The 14,605-nt window shown below is 62.0% G+C and carries 12 protein-coding genes; 10 read left to right on the top strand and 2 right to left on the bottom strand.

Annotation, left to right across the window (positions count from 1 at the left end):
- The first annotated feature begins 14 nt into the window (after positions 1–14).
- Complete coding sequence (locus ACYF6X_RS13945) at positions 15–452, top strand: PACE efflux transporter (RefSeq protein WP_130018372.1); 438 nt, start codon at positions 15–17, stop codon at positions 450–452.
- A gap of 436 nt (positions 453–888) precedes the next feature.
- Complete coding sequence (gene ansP, locus ACYF6X_RS13950; protein ID WP_130018371.1) at positions 889–2,355, top strand: L-asparagine permease; 1,467 nt, start codon at positions 889–891, stop codon at positions 2,353–2,355.
- A gap of 37 nt (positions 2,356–2,392) precedes the next feature.
- On the opposite strand, the gene ACYF6X_RS13955 is transcribed toward ansP, so the two are convergent.
- Entirely contained in the window at positions 2,393–3,172 is a 780-nt protein-coding gene (locus tag ACYF6X_RS13955) for a HalD/BesD family halogenase (protein WP_107227335.1), read from the bottom strand.
- A 116-nt stretch (positions 3,173–3,288) separates the two neighbouring features.
- Between ACYF6X_RS13955 and ACYF6X_RS13960 the strand changes: the two genes are divergently transcribed.
- The gene (locus ACYF6X_RS13960) at positions 3,289–4,185 is read left to right on the top strand and encodes a LysR substrate-binding domain-containing protein (protein WP_063991197.1); all 897 of its coding nucleotides are present in this window, start codon (positions 3,289–3,291) and stop codon (positions 4,183–4,185) included.
- On the opposite strand, the gene ACYF6X_RS13965 is transcribed toward ACYF6X_RS13960, so the two are convergent.
- Positions 4,170–4,922: an SDR family NAD(P)-dependent oxidoreductase gene (locus ACYF6X_RS13965; RefSeq protein ID WP_063991196.1), complete on the bottom strand. Its 753-nt coding sequence runs from the start codon at positions 4,920–4,922 to the stop codon at positions 4,170–4,172. The genes ACYF6X_RS13960 and ACYF6X_RS13965 overlap by 16 nt on opposite strands.
- 151 nt (positions 4,923–5,073) lie before the next feature.
- Here ACYF6X_RS13965 and ACYF6X_RS13970 point away from each other — a divergent pair, with 151 nt between their 5' ends.
- The 7 genes from ACYF6X_RS13970 to fbpC all read left to right on the top strand — a co-directional run bounded on the left by ACYF6X_RS13970 (position 5,074) and on the right by fbpC (position 14,457).
- Entirely contained in the window at positions 5,074–5,838 is a 765-nt protein-coding gene (locus ACYF6X_RS13970; protein WP_130018370.1) for an arylamine N-acetyltransferase family protein, read from the top strand.
- 827 nt (positions 5,839–6,665) lie between these two features.
- Positions 6,666–7,295 carry a response regulator transcription factor gene (locus ACYF6X_RS13975; RefSeq protein WP_063991159.1) on the top strand — a complete coding sequence of 210 codons (630 nt, stop codon included), beginning with the start codon at positions 6,666–6,668 and terminating at the stop codon, positions 7,293–7,295.
- Positions 7,295–8,836, top strand: coding sequence for an MASE1 domain-containing sensor histidine kinase (locus tag ACYF6X_RS13980; RefSeq protein WP_130017453.1), 1,542 nt, complete (start codon positions 7,295–7,297; stop codon positions 8,834–8,836). Before ACYF6X_RS13975 ends, ACYF6X_RS13980 begins: the two co-directional genes overlap by 1 nt.
- Before the next feature lie 84 nt (positions 8,837–8,920).
- Positions 8,921–10,225, top strand: coding sequence for an MFS transporter family glucose-6-phosphate receptor UhpC (uhpC, locus tag ACYF6X_RS13985; protein WP_130017452.1), 1,305 nt, complete (start codon positions 8,921–8,923; stop codon positions 10,223–10,225).
- Positions 10,222–11,253 (top strand): ABC transporter substrate-binding protein, encoded by a 1,032-nt coding sequence (locus ACYF6X_RS13990; protein ID WP_130017451.1) that lies wholly within the window; start codon positions 10,222–10,224, stop codon positions 11,251–11,253. Before uhpC ends, ACYF6X_RS13990 begins: the two co-directional genes overlap by 4 nt.
- 67 nt (positions 11,254–11,320) lie before the next feature.
- Positions 11,321–13,399 carry an ABC transporter permease gene (locus tag ACYF6X_RS13995; RefSeq protein WP_130017450.1) on the top strand — a complete coding sequence of 693 codons (2,079 nt, stop codon included), beginning with the start codon at positions 11,321–11,323 and terminating at the stop codon, positions 13,397–13,399.
- Positions 13,400–13,410: 11 nt separating this feature from the next.
- Complete coding sequence (gene fbpC / locus ACYF6X_RS14000) at positions 13,411–14,457, top strand: ferric ABC transporter ATP-binding protein (protein ID WP_130017449.1); 1,047 nt, start codon at positions 13,411–13,413, stop codon at positions 14,455–14,457.
- The last annotated feature ends 148 nt before the right edge of the window (positions 14,458–14,605 follow it).

Here is a 14,605-nt window from a genome sequence, read left to right on the forward strand (position 1 = left end):
ATCGGGAGAAAACAATGCAAGGCGTCAAACGCAAACTGGTGTATGTCACCGCTTATGAAATCATCGGCATGGCGATCTCGGCGCTGGGGCTGGCGCTGCTGTCGGGCCATGCGCCAAGCAGCACCGGGCCGCTGGCGGTGGTGATCACCACCATCGCGGTAAGCTGGAACTTTATTTACAACTATTTATTCGAGTGGTGGGAAAGCCGCCAGGCGTCGCGCACCCGCACCCTCAAGCGCCGCATTTTGCACGCCGTGGGCTTTCAGCTGACGCTGGTGGTGTATCTGATCCCGCTGATCGCCTGGTGGATGGGCATCACGCTGTGGCAGGCGCTGCTGCTGGACATGGCGCTGATCGTCATCATTCCTTGCTACACCTTCCTGTTTAACTGGGCGTTCGACAAGCTGTTCGGCCTGCCGGCTTCGGCTCTGCCGGCCGGTGAAACCGCCTAAAAAGCCCCCGCGTCCGATTCGCCTGCGCACGCTAATTACTGCGCAGGCGCCATCGCTTTATTTTCCGCCCGCCTTCCCCCTCACGCAAAATAACTTCTAAATCCCTTTAATTTGCACGGTAATTATTATTCTGTGATTTCAATCACTTTTATCGTTCGATATTTCCGTGTTGATAATGAGACTCATCTTACTGAATAATATGCGCTTTTGTTTTCAGTTTAAAAAATACACACAATTGTTCACGCTTTGTACGCAGGTTTTTTTGCCACCTTTATCGGGAAACGGTAGCATGCCACGCCGTTATTTAACGGCGGCTGTATACACAACAAACAGCGGAATGATGCCACGACCTCATTCTCATTACGATTGCTGATGGCAATCGTTTGCCCTGTAGCTCAGGGCGGAGTTCATCATAGACAGGTAAACAGGACGGATAATGCACTCACAAAAAAAGTCGGCGGACGATAAACACGCCGCCAGAAGACGCTGGCTAGACTCTCATGAATCCGGTTATCACAAAAGCATGGGCAACCGGCAGATCCAAATGATCGCCATCGGCGGTTCGATCGGCACCGGCTTGTTCCTCGGTACCGGCGGCCGTCTCGAGTTGGCCGGGCCGGCGCTGGCGCTGGTCTATCTGGTGTGCGGGATCTTCTCTTTCTTCATCCTGCGTGCGCTGGGCGAACTGGTGCTGCATCGCCCTTCCAGCGGCAGCTTCGTTTCCTACGCCCGCGAGTTTCTCGGTGAGAAAGCCTCTTACGTCGCCGGCTGGATGTATTTCCTCAACTGGGCGATGACCGGCATCGTCGATATCACCGCGGTGGCGCTGTACATGCACTACTGGGGCACCTTTGCCGACGTGCCGCAGTGGCTGTTCGCCCTCGGTGCGCTCGGCATCGTCGCCACCATGAACATGATCGGCGTGAAATGGTTCGCCGAGATGGAGTTCTGGTTCGCGCTGATCAAGGTGGTCGCCATCGCGCTGTTCCTGATTGTCGGCGTCGTCTTCCTCGGCACCGGCACGCCGGTCGCCGGCCACACCACCGGCATGCACCTGATCACCGAAAACGGCGGCATGTTCCCGCACGGCCTGCTGCCGGCGCTGGTATTGGTGCAAGGGGTGATCTTCGCCTTCGCCGGCATCGAGCTGATCGGCACCGCCGCCGGCGAGTGTAAAGATCCGGCCAAAATGATGCCCAAAGCAATCAACAGCGTGATCTGGCGTATCGGCCTGTTCTACGTCGGCTCCGTGGTGCTGTTGGTGCTGCTGCTGCCGTGGAATGCCTATCAGGCCGGCCAAAGCCCGTTCGTCACCTTCTTCAGCAAACTGGGCGTGCCTTACATCGGCACCATCATGAACATCGTGGTATTGACCGCCGCGCTGTCCAGCCTTAACTCCGGCCTCTACTCTACCGGCCGTATCCTGCGTTCGCTGGCGATGGGCGGCTCCGCGCCGAAGCTGATGGCCAAAATGAGCAGCCAGCAGGTGCCTTACGCCGGCATCCTGGTCACCTGCGGCATCTACGTGATCGGCGTGGTGCTCAACTACCTGGTGCCGTCGCAGGTGTTCGAGATCGTGCTGAACATCGCTTCGCTGGGCATCATCGCCTCCTGGGCGTTTATCATCGTTTGCCAGATGCGCCTGCGCAAAGCCGTGCGCGAAGGCCGCGCGCAGCCGGTCTCGTTCAAAATGCCGGGCGCGCCGTTCACCTCCTGGCTGACGCTGGCGTTCCTGCTGATCGTGGTGGTGATGATGGCGTTCGACTACCCGAACGGCACCTGGACCATCGCCACCATTCCGGTGCTGGCGGTGCTGCTGACGCTGGGCTGGTTCGGCCTGCGCAAGCGCGCGCAGGAAGTGAAGCTGGAGCAGCAGGCTCACGAAGAGCTGAACCCGCACTGAATCGACAAACCGCCCTCCGGGGCGGTTTTTTTATCCGCTATAACCGGCCGTAGAACGTCATTCTGGCGCTTTCCGACAGCATCACGTCCGGCTGCGCATTGTAGGCCAGCACCACCAGCATGCGCGTAGTGTCGCCTTCGGTCGGCGTCACCCGGTGCATGGCGTTGCGCCCGCGAAACAGCACCAAATCCCCCTCCTCCATCGCCAGCCGTTTGACCGCCCGCTCGCCGTCCAGCACCTGCGTGACCCCTGCATAGTTCATCTCGCCGCGATCGGCGTCGCGCAGGTTCTCCACGTACTCGAAACGCCCACCCGCCGCCGGTTTCTGGATCAGCAGCGTGATGGCGAACGAGGAGTTGTCAAAATGCCAGCCCAGCTCCTGGCCGGTGTGGGCGTAATGCAGGTTGATCGACGACAGCCGATCGGCGTAGGGATACAGCTGCGCCTCATCCAGCACCGCGCAGAGAAACGCGCGAAACGCCGGGGCGTCGTACAGCGCGCGCAACGGCGACTGCGGCGGAATATCTTCGTCGGTAATGCAGCCCTTGGACGACACCACCAGCCGGTTGCGCGCGTGATCGGCCGGCAGCGCGTCGTCCTGCGGCCGCAGATACACGTTGTGTTGGCTGGTGGCGTAAAACGCCGCGCGGTGCTGTTCGGCGCCTTCCAGCCTTACCGTCGCCAGCGCGGCGGCGCGCAGAAATCCCGGCAGCACCAGCGCGCCGGCGCGCTCCAGCGTTTGCCGGCAACGGGCGCGGAACGCGGCGTCGTCGATGGGATGGGCGGACAGATCGATAATATCGGCAAGTTGCGGCATGACGTTCCCCTCGTGTGCGATAGCCGGATGCCTCTCACTGTAGCGAATGGCGCATTGCCGCCATAACAAAAATACGTTATGGATAAGCTAACCAATTCTTAGCGATAGCCCTGCCCATGCACTCACCGTCCCGCGCGCGCTTGCCCAAGCTGAGCGCCATTCTGGCGTTCGAAACCGCCGCCCGCACCGGCAGCCTGGCCCGCGCGGCGGATACGCTGGCGCTGACCGCCGCCGCCGTCAGCCAGCAGATCCGCCAGCTGGAGCAACACCTGGGGATCACGCTGTTCATCCGCGCCAAAAGCGGCGTCACGCTGACCGAACAGGGCGCGGACTACCTGGCCTACGTGCAGGAGGCGTTCGAAACGCTGCGCGTGGCGCAGCAGCACGTCGAGCGCCAGCGCGGCAAACAGGCGCTGACGGTATTCGCCCTGCCGGCGTTGGCCTCCAAGTGGCTGAACCCGGCGCTGGGCGACTGGTTGGCGCAGTGCCCCGACGGCGATCTGCGGCTGCACGCCACCCATGCGGCGGTCGATTTCGCCCATTCGGCGGCAGACTTCGCCCTGTGCTTCGGCGATCAGGATTATCCGCTGCTGGAAAAGGTGCGGCTGTTTCAGGATCGGGTGCAGCCGGTGTGCAGCCCGGCGCTGCGCGATCGCGGCGACTGGACGCAGCTCCCGCTGATCCACGTCGACTGGGGCAAAGAGAGCCAGTTTCTGCCGGGCTGGCACGAGTGGTTCACCGCCGCCGATCAAATGCCGCCGGCGCGGCGCGGGCTGACCTATAACCTGACTTCGCTGGCCATCGACGCCGCCGTGCAAGGGCGCGGGGTGCTGCTCGGCCAGCGGCGGCTGATCGCCCGTGAATTGGCGGAAGGCCAGCTGGTCACCCTGGCCGAACCGGCGCTGCCGCTCAGCAAGCCCTACTACGTGGTTTACCCGCCGCGCACGCTGGAAAAACCTGGCGCAGCGGCGTTTCTCAGTTGGCTGCAGGCGCTGGCTCAGCGCGCGGTATAACCGCCGTCGATGCTGTAAAACGCGCCGGTGGTGAAACTGCTGTCGTCCGAGAGCAGGAAAGCCACCGTTTTCGCCACCTCTTCCCGCGTCGCCATTCTCCCCATCGGGTGCGAAGCGGCCATCTGCGCCCGCGCCGACGCCGGCAGCGCCCCCATCGCCGGCGTATCCACATAGCCCGGCCCGACGGCGTTGACGCGCACGCCGCGCGTGGCGAATTCCAGCGCCGCCGAGCGCGTCAGGCCCAACACGCCATGCTTGGCGGCGGTATAAGGCGCAATCCCGGCAATGCCCACCACGCCGTTGGCGGAAGAGAGGTTCACCACCGCCCCGCCGCCGCCGGCGACGATCGCCGGCAGGCCATACTTCATGCCGAAAAACGTGCCGCTCAGGCAGGTGGCGATCACCTCATGCCAGTCTTCGACCGCGTACCGATCGATGTCCACCTCGTGCGGGCCGGTGATCCCGGCGTTGTTGACCAGTAGATGCAGCGCGCCGCAGCGCCGCACCGTCTCTTCAATGCCCTGCTGCACCGACGGCGCATCACGCACGTCCATCCGCAACGTCATCACCCGTCGGCCCTCGGGATCGAGCCGCGCGGCGGCTGCGACGAGAGGCGCTTCGTGGCGGCCGGTCATCACCACCGTGGCGCCGCGCCGAAACAGCTCGGCGGCGATCGCTTCGCCGATGCCGGTGGAAGCGCCGGTCACCAGCGCCACCCGATGTTTGAAATCTTGCATAGCCATTCTCCTGCAACGTTGAACTCAGGGGAACAGGCTAGCGCCGGCCAGTGACAGTTTGCGGCAGCAGCAACAGCGCAGCACGTAATGCGCTCACAAAAGCCGCAAAGCCCGCTATTTTATGCCTACTTTTTCTCATGCGAGACTCCCTGTGGATACCCAACGCTACCTACAGCATATCGGCTTTACCGGCGCCGCCCGCCCTGACCTCCCCACGTTGCAACAGCTGCACCATCGCCACATGCTGAGCGTCCCGTTCGAGAACCTGAGCATTATTTATCATCAGGGCATTCAGCTGGCGCCGGAGGCGCTGTTCAGCAAGGTGGTCGAGCGCAACCGCGGCGGTTTCTGTTATGAGCTGAACACGCTGTTCGCCCTGTTGCTGCGGGAGATCGGTTTCAAGGTGAGCTTCATCTCCGGCGAGATCCGCGCGCGCGACGGCCATTTCGGCCCGCCCTACGACCATCTGGCGCTGCGGGTGGATCTGGCAGGCCTGGCCTGGCTGGTGGACGTCGGTTTCGGCGACTCCTTCCTGACGCCGCTGAAGATCGTCGCCTCCGAGCCGCAACCGCAGGCCAGCGGCACCTTCCACCTGGAGCAGGAAGGCGAGTATTACCTGCTGGAGCGCCGCAACGGCGACCAACGCTCGCATGCCAAAACCCTGTATCGCTTTACCGCCCAACCGCGCGAGCTGCACGAGTTCGACGAGATGTGCCGCTTCCACAGCACCTCGCCGCAGTCGCATTTCACCCAGCGCCTGGTGTGTTCACGGCCGACGGAGCACGGCCGGGTGACCCTCAGCGACATGAAGCTGATCGTGACCGAAGATCACCAGCGCCACGAAACGACGCTGCATTCGGAAGAGGAACGGCGCGCCGCGCTGTGGCAGCATTTCGCCATCGATTTGGATCGTTGACGGCGCCGGCGGCGTAATGCTGGTCAGTTAGCGTTTTTCTGAACGTATTTGTGCAGTTTTCGGTCGATAAAGGTGAGATGCGCCATGAGGCTCATACGCCTCGACCGAGCCAGGGGCCGAAGGCGCGGCCCCTGGCAACCCGCGCCTTTGCCCTATCAGACGGTTGGCTTTGCCAACTCCCCTCCCTCCGCCATACCGCATTGAGGCCGGTTGCGACAGGCGTCCCTGCCTGTCTCACCTGAAACCGCCGTCCATGGCGGTTTCTCCTAATGCGCTATGCCTGCGTTCGGCGTCTTCAAGGGCGTCCAACCCTGTGTTCATCTCCGACTTCTCTGCCATAACGTCATAAAGAACAGGTTGCCCGGTAGCTGCCCGCACGGGTGTTGACCTTTGGCGCGCATCACCGGCTGCCGAGCAAGACAGCGTTGTCAGGGGCAACCGGCCAGGGAAGGCCGGTTGAGGCGAGACTAACAGGGACGTTTGTCGCAGCCGACCCGCCCGACAATGCAGACGCGGCGAGGGTATCCGCACAGCGGACAGATGGTGTTAAGCGAAGGCGCGGGTGGAGGGGCCGCGCCTTCGGCCCCTCCAATTGCCGTTCATTGTAGTAACAGAGAAATTCTGGGCATTTACGGCAATTCATCCTGCACGCCACGTACAGAGACTGGATAAAAAAATGCCAGTCAGGCTTAAGTGACCAGCATTACGCACAGCGGCGCCCTTTTATTACGATTCTGTTACACCGATTGCATAACCGCGCTTGGCTGATTGCCAGCACCGCGCCGGCAGGCATCATAGGGTCATGATTCGGCAACAGAGTGCGAAAAATGATCCGTGTGATACTGGTGGATGACCATGTGGTGGTGCGCTCCGGCTTTGCGCAATTGCTCAACCTCGAGGACGATCTCGACGTGGTGGGGCAATACAGCAGCGCGGCGGCGGCCTGGCCGGCATTGCTGCGCGACGACGTCAGCGTCGCGGTGATGGACATCGCCATGCCGGATGAAAACGGCCTGAGCCTGTTGAAGCGCCTGCGGGCGCAGAAGCCGCAGTTCCGCGCGATTATCCTCAGCATCTATGACTCCCCCACCTTCGTGCAGAGCGCACTGGACGCTGGCGCCAGCGGCTATCTGACCAAACGCTGCGGGCCGGAAGAGCTGGTGCAGGCGGTGCGTTCCGTCGATATGGGCGGCCATTACCTGTGCGCCGACGCGCTGCGGGCGCTGCGCGGCGGCGAGCAGCCGGCCACGGCGCTGGAAGTGCTGACCCCGCGCGAGCGTGAAATCTTCGATCTGCTGGTCAAAGGCGACAGCGTAAAGGAGATCGCTTTCAAGCTCGATCTCAGCCATAAAACGGTGCACGTGCATCGCGCCAACGTCCTGGGCAAGCTGCAGTGCAACAGCACCATCGAGCTGGTGCATTTCGCCCTCGATCATCAGCTGCTGGCGGGGCATTGATGTCACCCCGTTTCCGGCCCTGGGTTATCTCGCTGTTTATCCTGTTGGCCTGGGGCAGCGGCTGGCTGATGCTGTGGACGCTCGGTTTCTATCTGACCCGCAACGGCAACCAGGCGGCGCTGTTTCTGCCGCACGGCGTCTATCTCGCGCTGCTGATCTTGCTGGTACGCCGCTATTGGCCCGCTCTGATAATACCGCCGGTGCTGCTGCTGTTCTGGCTGCACGGCGAACGCCTGATGAGCGGCTACAGCCTGCTGGCCGCGCCGTTCATCACCCTGCTCCCGGCCGCGCTCGCGCAGCGATTCTGGCGCCGTTTTCCACTCTACTGGCAGCGGCTGACGCTGCTGCTGGCTGCGGTGACCGCCGCCTCGCTGCTCAACACCGCCCTGCTTTCGCCGTTTGTGCCAAGCCCGGCGATGCTGCTTGGCCTGGCGTCGTTTACCGGCGGCGTCTTGCTGACCCCGTTCGTCTACCTGATCTTTGAATTTCTGCGCCAGCAGCACCGTTACCACCTGCTGGGCCTAGACACCCCCAACCCGCCGCTGCGCGCATCCTTAATCATCTGGTGCAGCCTGTTTTTCGTTATCGGCATCGGCACGCAGATGGTGCTGTCGCCGGAAATCGAACGCCTGCTGCTGATCGTGGTGTTTCTGCCGAACGTGGTGATGGCGTGGAAGTTCGGCTGGCAGGGCGGCGTGCTGTCCGGCCTGCTCGGCAGCATGATGATCACCCTCGCCCGGCAGGTCGGCGTGGGGTTCGGCAATCTGGTCGAGCTGGAAATCTTTCTGGCGACGCAGGCGCTGCTCGGCATCGGCCTGGGCATCGCCATCAGCCGCCAGCAGCACCTGGCGCAAAACCTGCACCACTATCAGCGTCGCCTGGAAGAAGAGCTGGCGGCGCGGCGGGCGCTGACCGAAAAACTGATCCACACCGAAGAAGACACGCGGAAAAACCTGGCGCGCGAGCTGCACGATGAAATCGGCCAGAACATCACCGCGATTCAAATCCAGTCGCAGCTGGTCAAACGGGCGCGCGATCCGGCGCAAACCCAGGCCGCGGCGCACCAGATAGGCGAGCTCGCCCGGCGCATTCATCACTCCACGCGCCAGCTGCTGCGCCAGCTTCGCCCGCCCGCGCTGGACGAGCTGGCGTTCAAAGAGGCGCTTCACCATCTGCTGAGCGAATTCGCCTTTGCCGAACGGGGCATCCACTGCCGTTTCGATTACCGGCTGAGCGACACGCCCGCCGGCGAAACGGTGCGCTTCACCCTCTACCGCCTGCTGCAAGAGCTGCTCAACAACGTGTGCAAACACGCCGAGGCCAGCGAGGTCGCCATCGTTTTGTATCAGCAAGGCGCGCTTTTGCACCTCGAGGTGCGGGACAACGGCATCGGCATCCGCGCGGACAAGGTGCCCGGCCTCGGCATTCAGGGAATGCGCGAGCGGGTCAGCGCGCTGGGCGGCGAGCTGACGCTGGAAACGCAGTGCGGTACGCGGGTAATTGTTAACCTGCCCACAAATTTGCAACAAATCGCCGACTAACTAGGAAAAAGTCTTAGCCACTCCAGACTTTCTCTCATCCCCTTTCCCTTTCACCTTCTTATAGTCACCACCAGGGAGGCGGCTATGCAGGCACGCTCGGCATCTGAAATCGATCATCGTTACCGCGCGCTGCGCCCGCGACTGCTGCTGTACATGGTCATCGGGTACGCCGCCTTTTACCTGACGCGCAAAAGCGTGAATTACGTGCTGCCGGCGCTGCAAACGGATTTGGGGCTGGATAAAGGGGACATCGGCCTGCTCGGCTCGCTGTTTTACCTGAGCTACGGCCTGTCGAAATTCGCCGCCGGGCTGTGGCACGACGGCCACGGGCAGCGCAGGTTTATGGGGATCGGCCTGTTCGCCACCGGCTTGCTGAACGTGGCGTTTGCCTTCGGCGAATCGCTGACGCTGCTGCTGGCGGTCTGGGCGCTGAACGGCTTCTTTCAGGGCTGGGGCTGGCCGCCCTGCGCGCGGCTGCTGACCCACTGGTATTCGCGCAACGAGCGTGGCTTCTGGTGGGGCTGCTGGAATATGTCGATCAACCTCGGCGGCGCGATCGTGCCGCTGATCAGCGCCTTCGCCGCCCAGCGCTGGGGCTGGCAGGCGGCGATGCTGATCCCGGGCGCCGTCAGCATGGTGTTGGGCCTCTGGCTCACGCGGCAACTGACAGGCACGCCGCAGGAAGAAGGCCTGCCGTCGGTCGGCCAGTGGCGCCACGATCCGCTGGAGCTGCGCCAGGAACAGCAAAGCCCGCCGATGGGGCTGTGGCAGATGTTGCGTACCACGATGCTGAAGAACCCGATGATCTGGCTGCTCGGTGTCTCTTACGTGCTGGTCTACCTGATCCGCATCGCGTTGAACGACTGGGGCAATCTCTGGCTGACGGAAAGCCACGGCGCCAACCTGCTCAGCGCCAACGCGACGGTGATGCTGTTCGAGATAGGCGGCCTGCTCGGCGCGCTGTTCGCCGGCTGGGGCTCGGATTTGCTGTTCGGTGGGCAGCGCGCGCCGATGATTTTGCTGTTCACGCTCGGGCTGATGGTTTCCGTCGCCGCGCTGTGGCTGGCGCCGGTGCATCACTACGCGCTGCTGGCGGGCTGTTTCTTTACGGTGGGCTTTTTTGTCTTCGGCCCGCAGATGCTGATTGGCCTCGCCGCCGTGGAATGCGGGCACAAAGGCGCAGCGGGCTCCATCACCGGTTTTCTCGGCCTGTTCGCCTACCTGGGGGCAGCGCTGGCGGGCTGGCCGCTGTCGCAGGTCATCGAAGGCTACGGCTGGTCAGGCATGTTCAGTTTGCTGTCGATCGCCGCCGTTCTTATGGGTTTATTGCTGATGCCGCTGCTGATGGCGAGCGTCACCACCTCTACCGAGAGAAGGATAAAACAATGAAAAAAATGTGGGTCACGACCCTGATAGCTTCCGGCATCGCGCTGGCCACGCTGAGCGGCGCCGCGCACGCCAAGGGCCGCCTGGTGGTTTACTGCAGCGCCACCAATGAAATGTGCGAAGCGGAGACCAAAGCCTTCGGCGAGAAATATGACGTGAAAACCTCGTTCATCCGCAACGGCTCCGGCAGCACGCTGGCGAAAGTGGACGCCGAGAAGAAAAACCCGCAGGCGGACGTCTGGTACGGCGGCACGCTCGATCCGCAATCCCAGGCCGGTGAAATGGGGCTGCTGCAGCCCTACACATCGCCGAACCTCGACCAGGTGATGCAACAATTCCGCGACCCGGCGAAGCTGAAAGGCAACTACTCCTCGGCGGTCTACGTCGGCATTCTCGGCTTCGGCGTCAATACCCAGCGCCTGAAAGAGAAAAACCTGCCGGTGCCCAAGTGCTGGAAAGACCTGACCAAACCGGAATACAAAGGCGAGATTCAAATCGCCGATCCGCAGAGCTCCGGCACCGCCTACACCGCGCTGGCGACCTTTGCCCAGCTGTGGGGGGACGATCAGGCGTTCGATTACCTCAAGCAGCTGAACGCCAACGTCTCGCAGTACACCAAGTCGGGCATTGCCCCGGCGCGCAACGCCGCCCGCGGTGAAACGGCGATCGGCATCGGCTTCCTGCATGACTACTCGCTCGAAAAAGAACAGGGCGCACCGCTTGAGCTGATCTCGCCTTGTGAAGGCACCGGCTACGAAATCGGCGGCGTCAGCATCCTCAATGGCGCGCGCAACCTCGATAACGCCAAGCTGTTCGTGGATTGGGTGCTGTCGAAAGAGGCGCAGGAACTGGCATGGCAGAAAGGCAAGTCCTATCAGATCCTGACCAACACCACCGCCGCTACCTCGCCGAACTCGCTGAAGCTCGACGACCTGAAGCTGATCAACTACGACATGGACAAGTACGGCTCGACCGAGGTCCGCAAGGCGCTGATCAATAAATGGGTCAGCGAAGTCAAGATGGGTAAATAAACCCGCATTCTGCGCCTGTTGCCGGGTAAGCCTCACGCCTTACCCGGCCTGAACATCCGGGAAACTTATGTCACATACACATGCACTCCATCTCGTGAAAAAACGAGATGCGATATTCCTTTGGGTCTTGCTTGGCTGGCTGGCGTTCGCCCTGCTGCCGAGCTGGAGCCTGGATTACGGTCTGCTGGAGTCCACCGGCGATGAGCTCCTCGCGGCCTACGGCTGGTCAAACCGCAATGTCAGCTGGCTATGGTGCCTGTTGCCGAGCCTGCTGCTGCTTCGCCCTTACGCCCCGGCGGGCGGTGAACGGCGGCGGCGCCACGCGTTCGATGCCGGCTGGGCGCTGCTGTGCATGGCTTTTATCGTCGTCAGCGCCACGGTGGCGGGACGCGGCTTAGGCTACGCCACCCTGGTGCAATTGACCGCGCTGGGCGCCATCATGACGCTGGCGCTGACCCGCCTCGAATGGCTGGGCGGCGACCGTTTCGTTATCGGTGCGCTGGTCACCATCGTGGCGCTGATCGGCGTCTTCATCGTCTGGCCGAGCATCGCGATTTTCATTCCGATGTTCACCGACCAGGCGGGGGCATTCGCGCCGTTGGCGTTTATGAACGTGCTGTCGCAGGCGCATATCGTTCAGGTGATCCTCAACTCCATCGCCCTGTCGATCGCGGTGGGTGCCGGCTGCACCTTCTTCGGCCTGGTGCTGGCGATTTACACCACCCGCATCGCCAAGCGCAGTGCCATTATCGGCCGCATCTTCTCCATCCTGCCCATCGTCACGCCGCCGTTCGTCGTCGGCCTGGGCGTCACGCTGATGATGGGGCGCTCCGGCTACGTCACCGAGTGGATGGTGGCCTGGTTCGGCCTGACCAACACCAACTGGCTTTACGGCTTTACCGGTATCTGGCTGGCGCAGGTGCTGGCATTCACCCCGATGGCGTTCATGATCCTCGACGGCGCGATCAAGACCATTCATCCTTCGCTGGAAGAGGCCTCCTACACCCTGCGCGCCAGCCGTTGGCAAACCTTTAACGGCGTGTTCGTGCCGCTGCTGAAACCGGCGCTGGCCAACGCGTTTCTGATCGTGGTGGTGCAATCGCTGGCCGACTTCAGCAACCCGCTGGTGCTCGGCGGCAACTTCGACGTGCTGGCGACGCAAATCTATTTCTACATCACCGGCTCGCAGCTCGACTATCAGGCCGCCAGCACCCTCGGCGCCTTCCTGCTGCTGTTCTCGCTGTTGGTGTTCTGCATCCAGTACCTGTGGATCGGCAAGCGTTCCTACGTCACCGTATCCGGCAAATCCTACCGCGGCGACGTACAGCCGCTGCCGGTCACGCTGGTGTGGGGCGTGATCGCGTTGCTGGCGGTGTGGATCGCCTTTAACGCCCTGCTTTACGGCAGCATTTTCTACGGCAGTTTCACCGTCAACTGGGGGGTGGATTACACGCTGACGCTGGATAACTTCACCAAGCTGTTCGGCCAGGGCATGAGTGACGGCGCGTGGCCTTCGCTGCTCGACACGCTGCTGTACGCCGGGATCGCCGCGCCGATCACCGCCGCCTTCGGCCTGCTGATCGCCTGGATCGTGGTGCGCCAGCAGTTCAGGGGCAAAAAGACCATCGAGTTCACCACCATGCTGTGCTTTGCGGTGCCGGGCACCGTGGCGGGCGTCTCTTACATTCTCGCCTTCAACAGCGCGCCGGTGTACCTCACCGGGACGGCCGCCATCGTGATTATCTCGATGGTGATGCGCAACGTGCCGGTGGGCATTCGCGCCGGGATCGCCGGGCTGGGCCAGATAGACAAATCGCTGGACGAAGCCTCGCTCAGCCTACGCGCCGGCTCGCTGCGCACCATCACGCACATCCTGCTGCCGCTGCTGCGCCCGGCGATCCTGTCGGCGCTGATCTACAGCTTCGTGCGCGCCATCACCACCGTCAGCGCCATCGTCTTCCTGGTCACCCCCGATACCCGGGTGGCCACCGCCTACATCCTCAACCGCGTGGAAGACGGCGAATACGGGGTGGCGATCGCCTACGGTTCCATTCTGATCGTGGTGATGCTGGCGATTATTTTCCTCTTTGACTGGCTGATCGGCGAGGCACGCATCTCCCGTTCAAAAGCCAAAAACCAGGCGTAATGGAGCCCATGATGAGCCAGAAAAATTTCGTTGAACTGCGCAACGTCTCCAAACGGTTCGGCAGCAACACGGTGATCGATAACATCACGCTCACCATCCCTCGGGGGCAAATGGTGACGCTGCTCGGCCCTTCCGGCTGCGGCAAGACCACCATTTTGCGCCTGGTCGCCGGGCTGGAAAAGCCGAGCGACGGGCAGATATTCATTGATGGCGAAGACGTTACCCATCGTTCCATTCAGCAACGTGACATCTGCATGGTGTTTCAGTCTTATGCCCTGTTCCCGCACATGTCGCTGGGGGAAAACGTCGGCTATGGGCTGAAGATGCTCGGCATTCCGCGCGCCGAAGTGAAAGCGCGCGTGCAGGAAGCGCTGGCGATGGTGGACCTGGCGGGGTTCGACGATCGCTATGTCGATCAGATCTCCGGCGGCCAGCAACAGCGCGTGGCGCTGGCGCGCGCGCTGATCCTCAAGCCGAAAGTGCTGCTGTTCGACGAGCCGTTGAGCAACCTCGACGCCAACCTGCGCCGCAGCATGCGCGAAAAAATCCGCGAGCTGCAAAAGCAGTTTGATATCACATCGCTGTATGTTACCCACGATCAGAGTGAGGCTTTCGCGGTTTCAGACACCGTGCTGGTGATGAACAAAGGGCATATCATGCAGATGGGTTCGCCGCAGGATCTCTATCGGCAGCCGGCGTCGCGCTTTATGGCGAGCTTTATGGGGGACGCCAACCTGTTCCCGGCCAGCTTCAGCGCGGACTATGTCGATATCAGCGGCTATCGCCTGCCGCGCCCCGCGCACTTTGCCACCGAAGGCGCCGGCACGGTGGGCGTGCGGCCGGAAGCGATCACGCTGAGCGAGCACGGCGAGGAAAGCCAGCGCTGCGTGATCCAGCATGTCGCCTACATGGGGCCGCAGTATGAAGTGACGGTGGCGTGGCATGGGCAGCAGATTTTGCTGCAGGTTAACGCCACTCGCCTGCAGCCCAACGTCGGCGAACAGTATTATCTGGAAATTCACCCCTACGGCATGTTTATGCTGGCGGACGCGGCATAATAAGCATCACTCTTAAGCGTTAGAATAACGGCCATTCCGCATGGAATGGCCGGAAATAACCGTCAAAAAAACGTATTTATCTATTTTTACAATTCACCCCAAGTCCTTGTTCAACCGAGAAAATAAATATATCCGCATTCATTAAAAA

This window comes from Serratia sp. ID 25-353 (genome assembly GCF_054792795.1).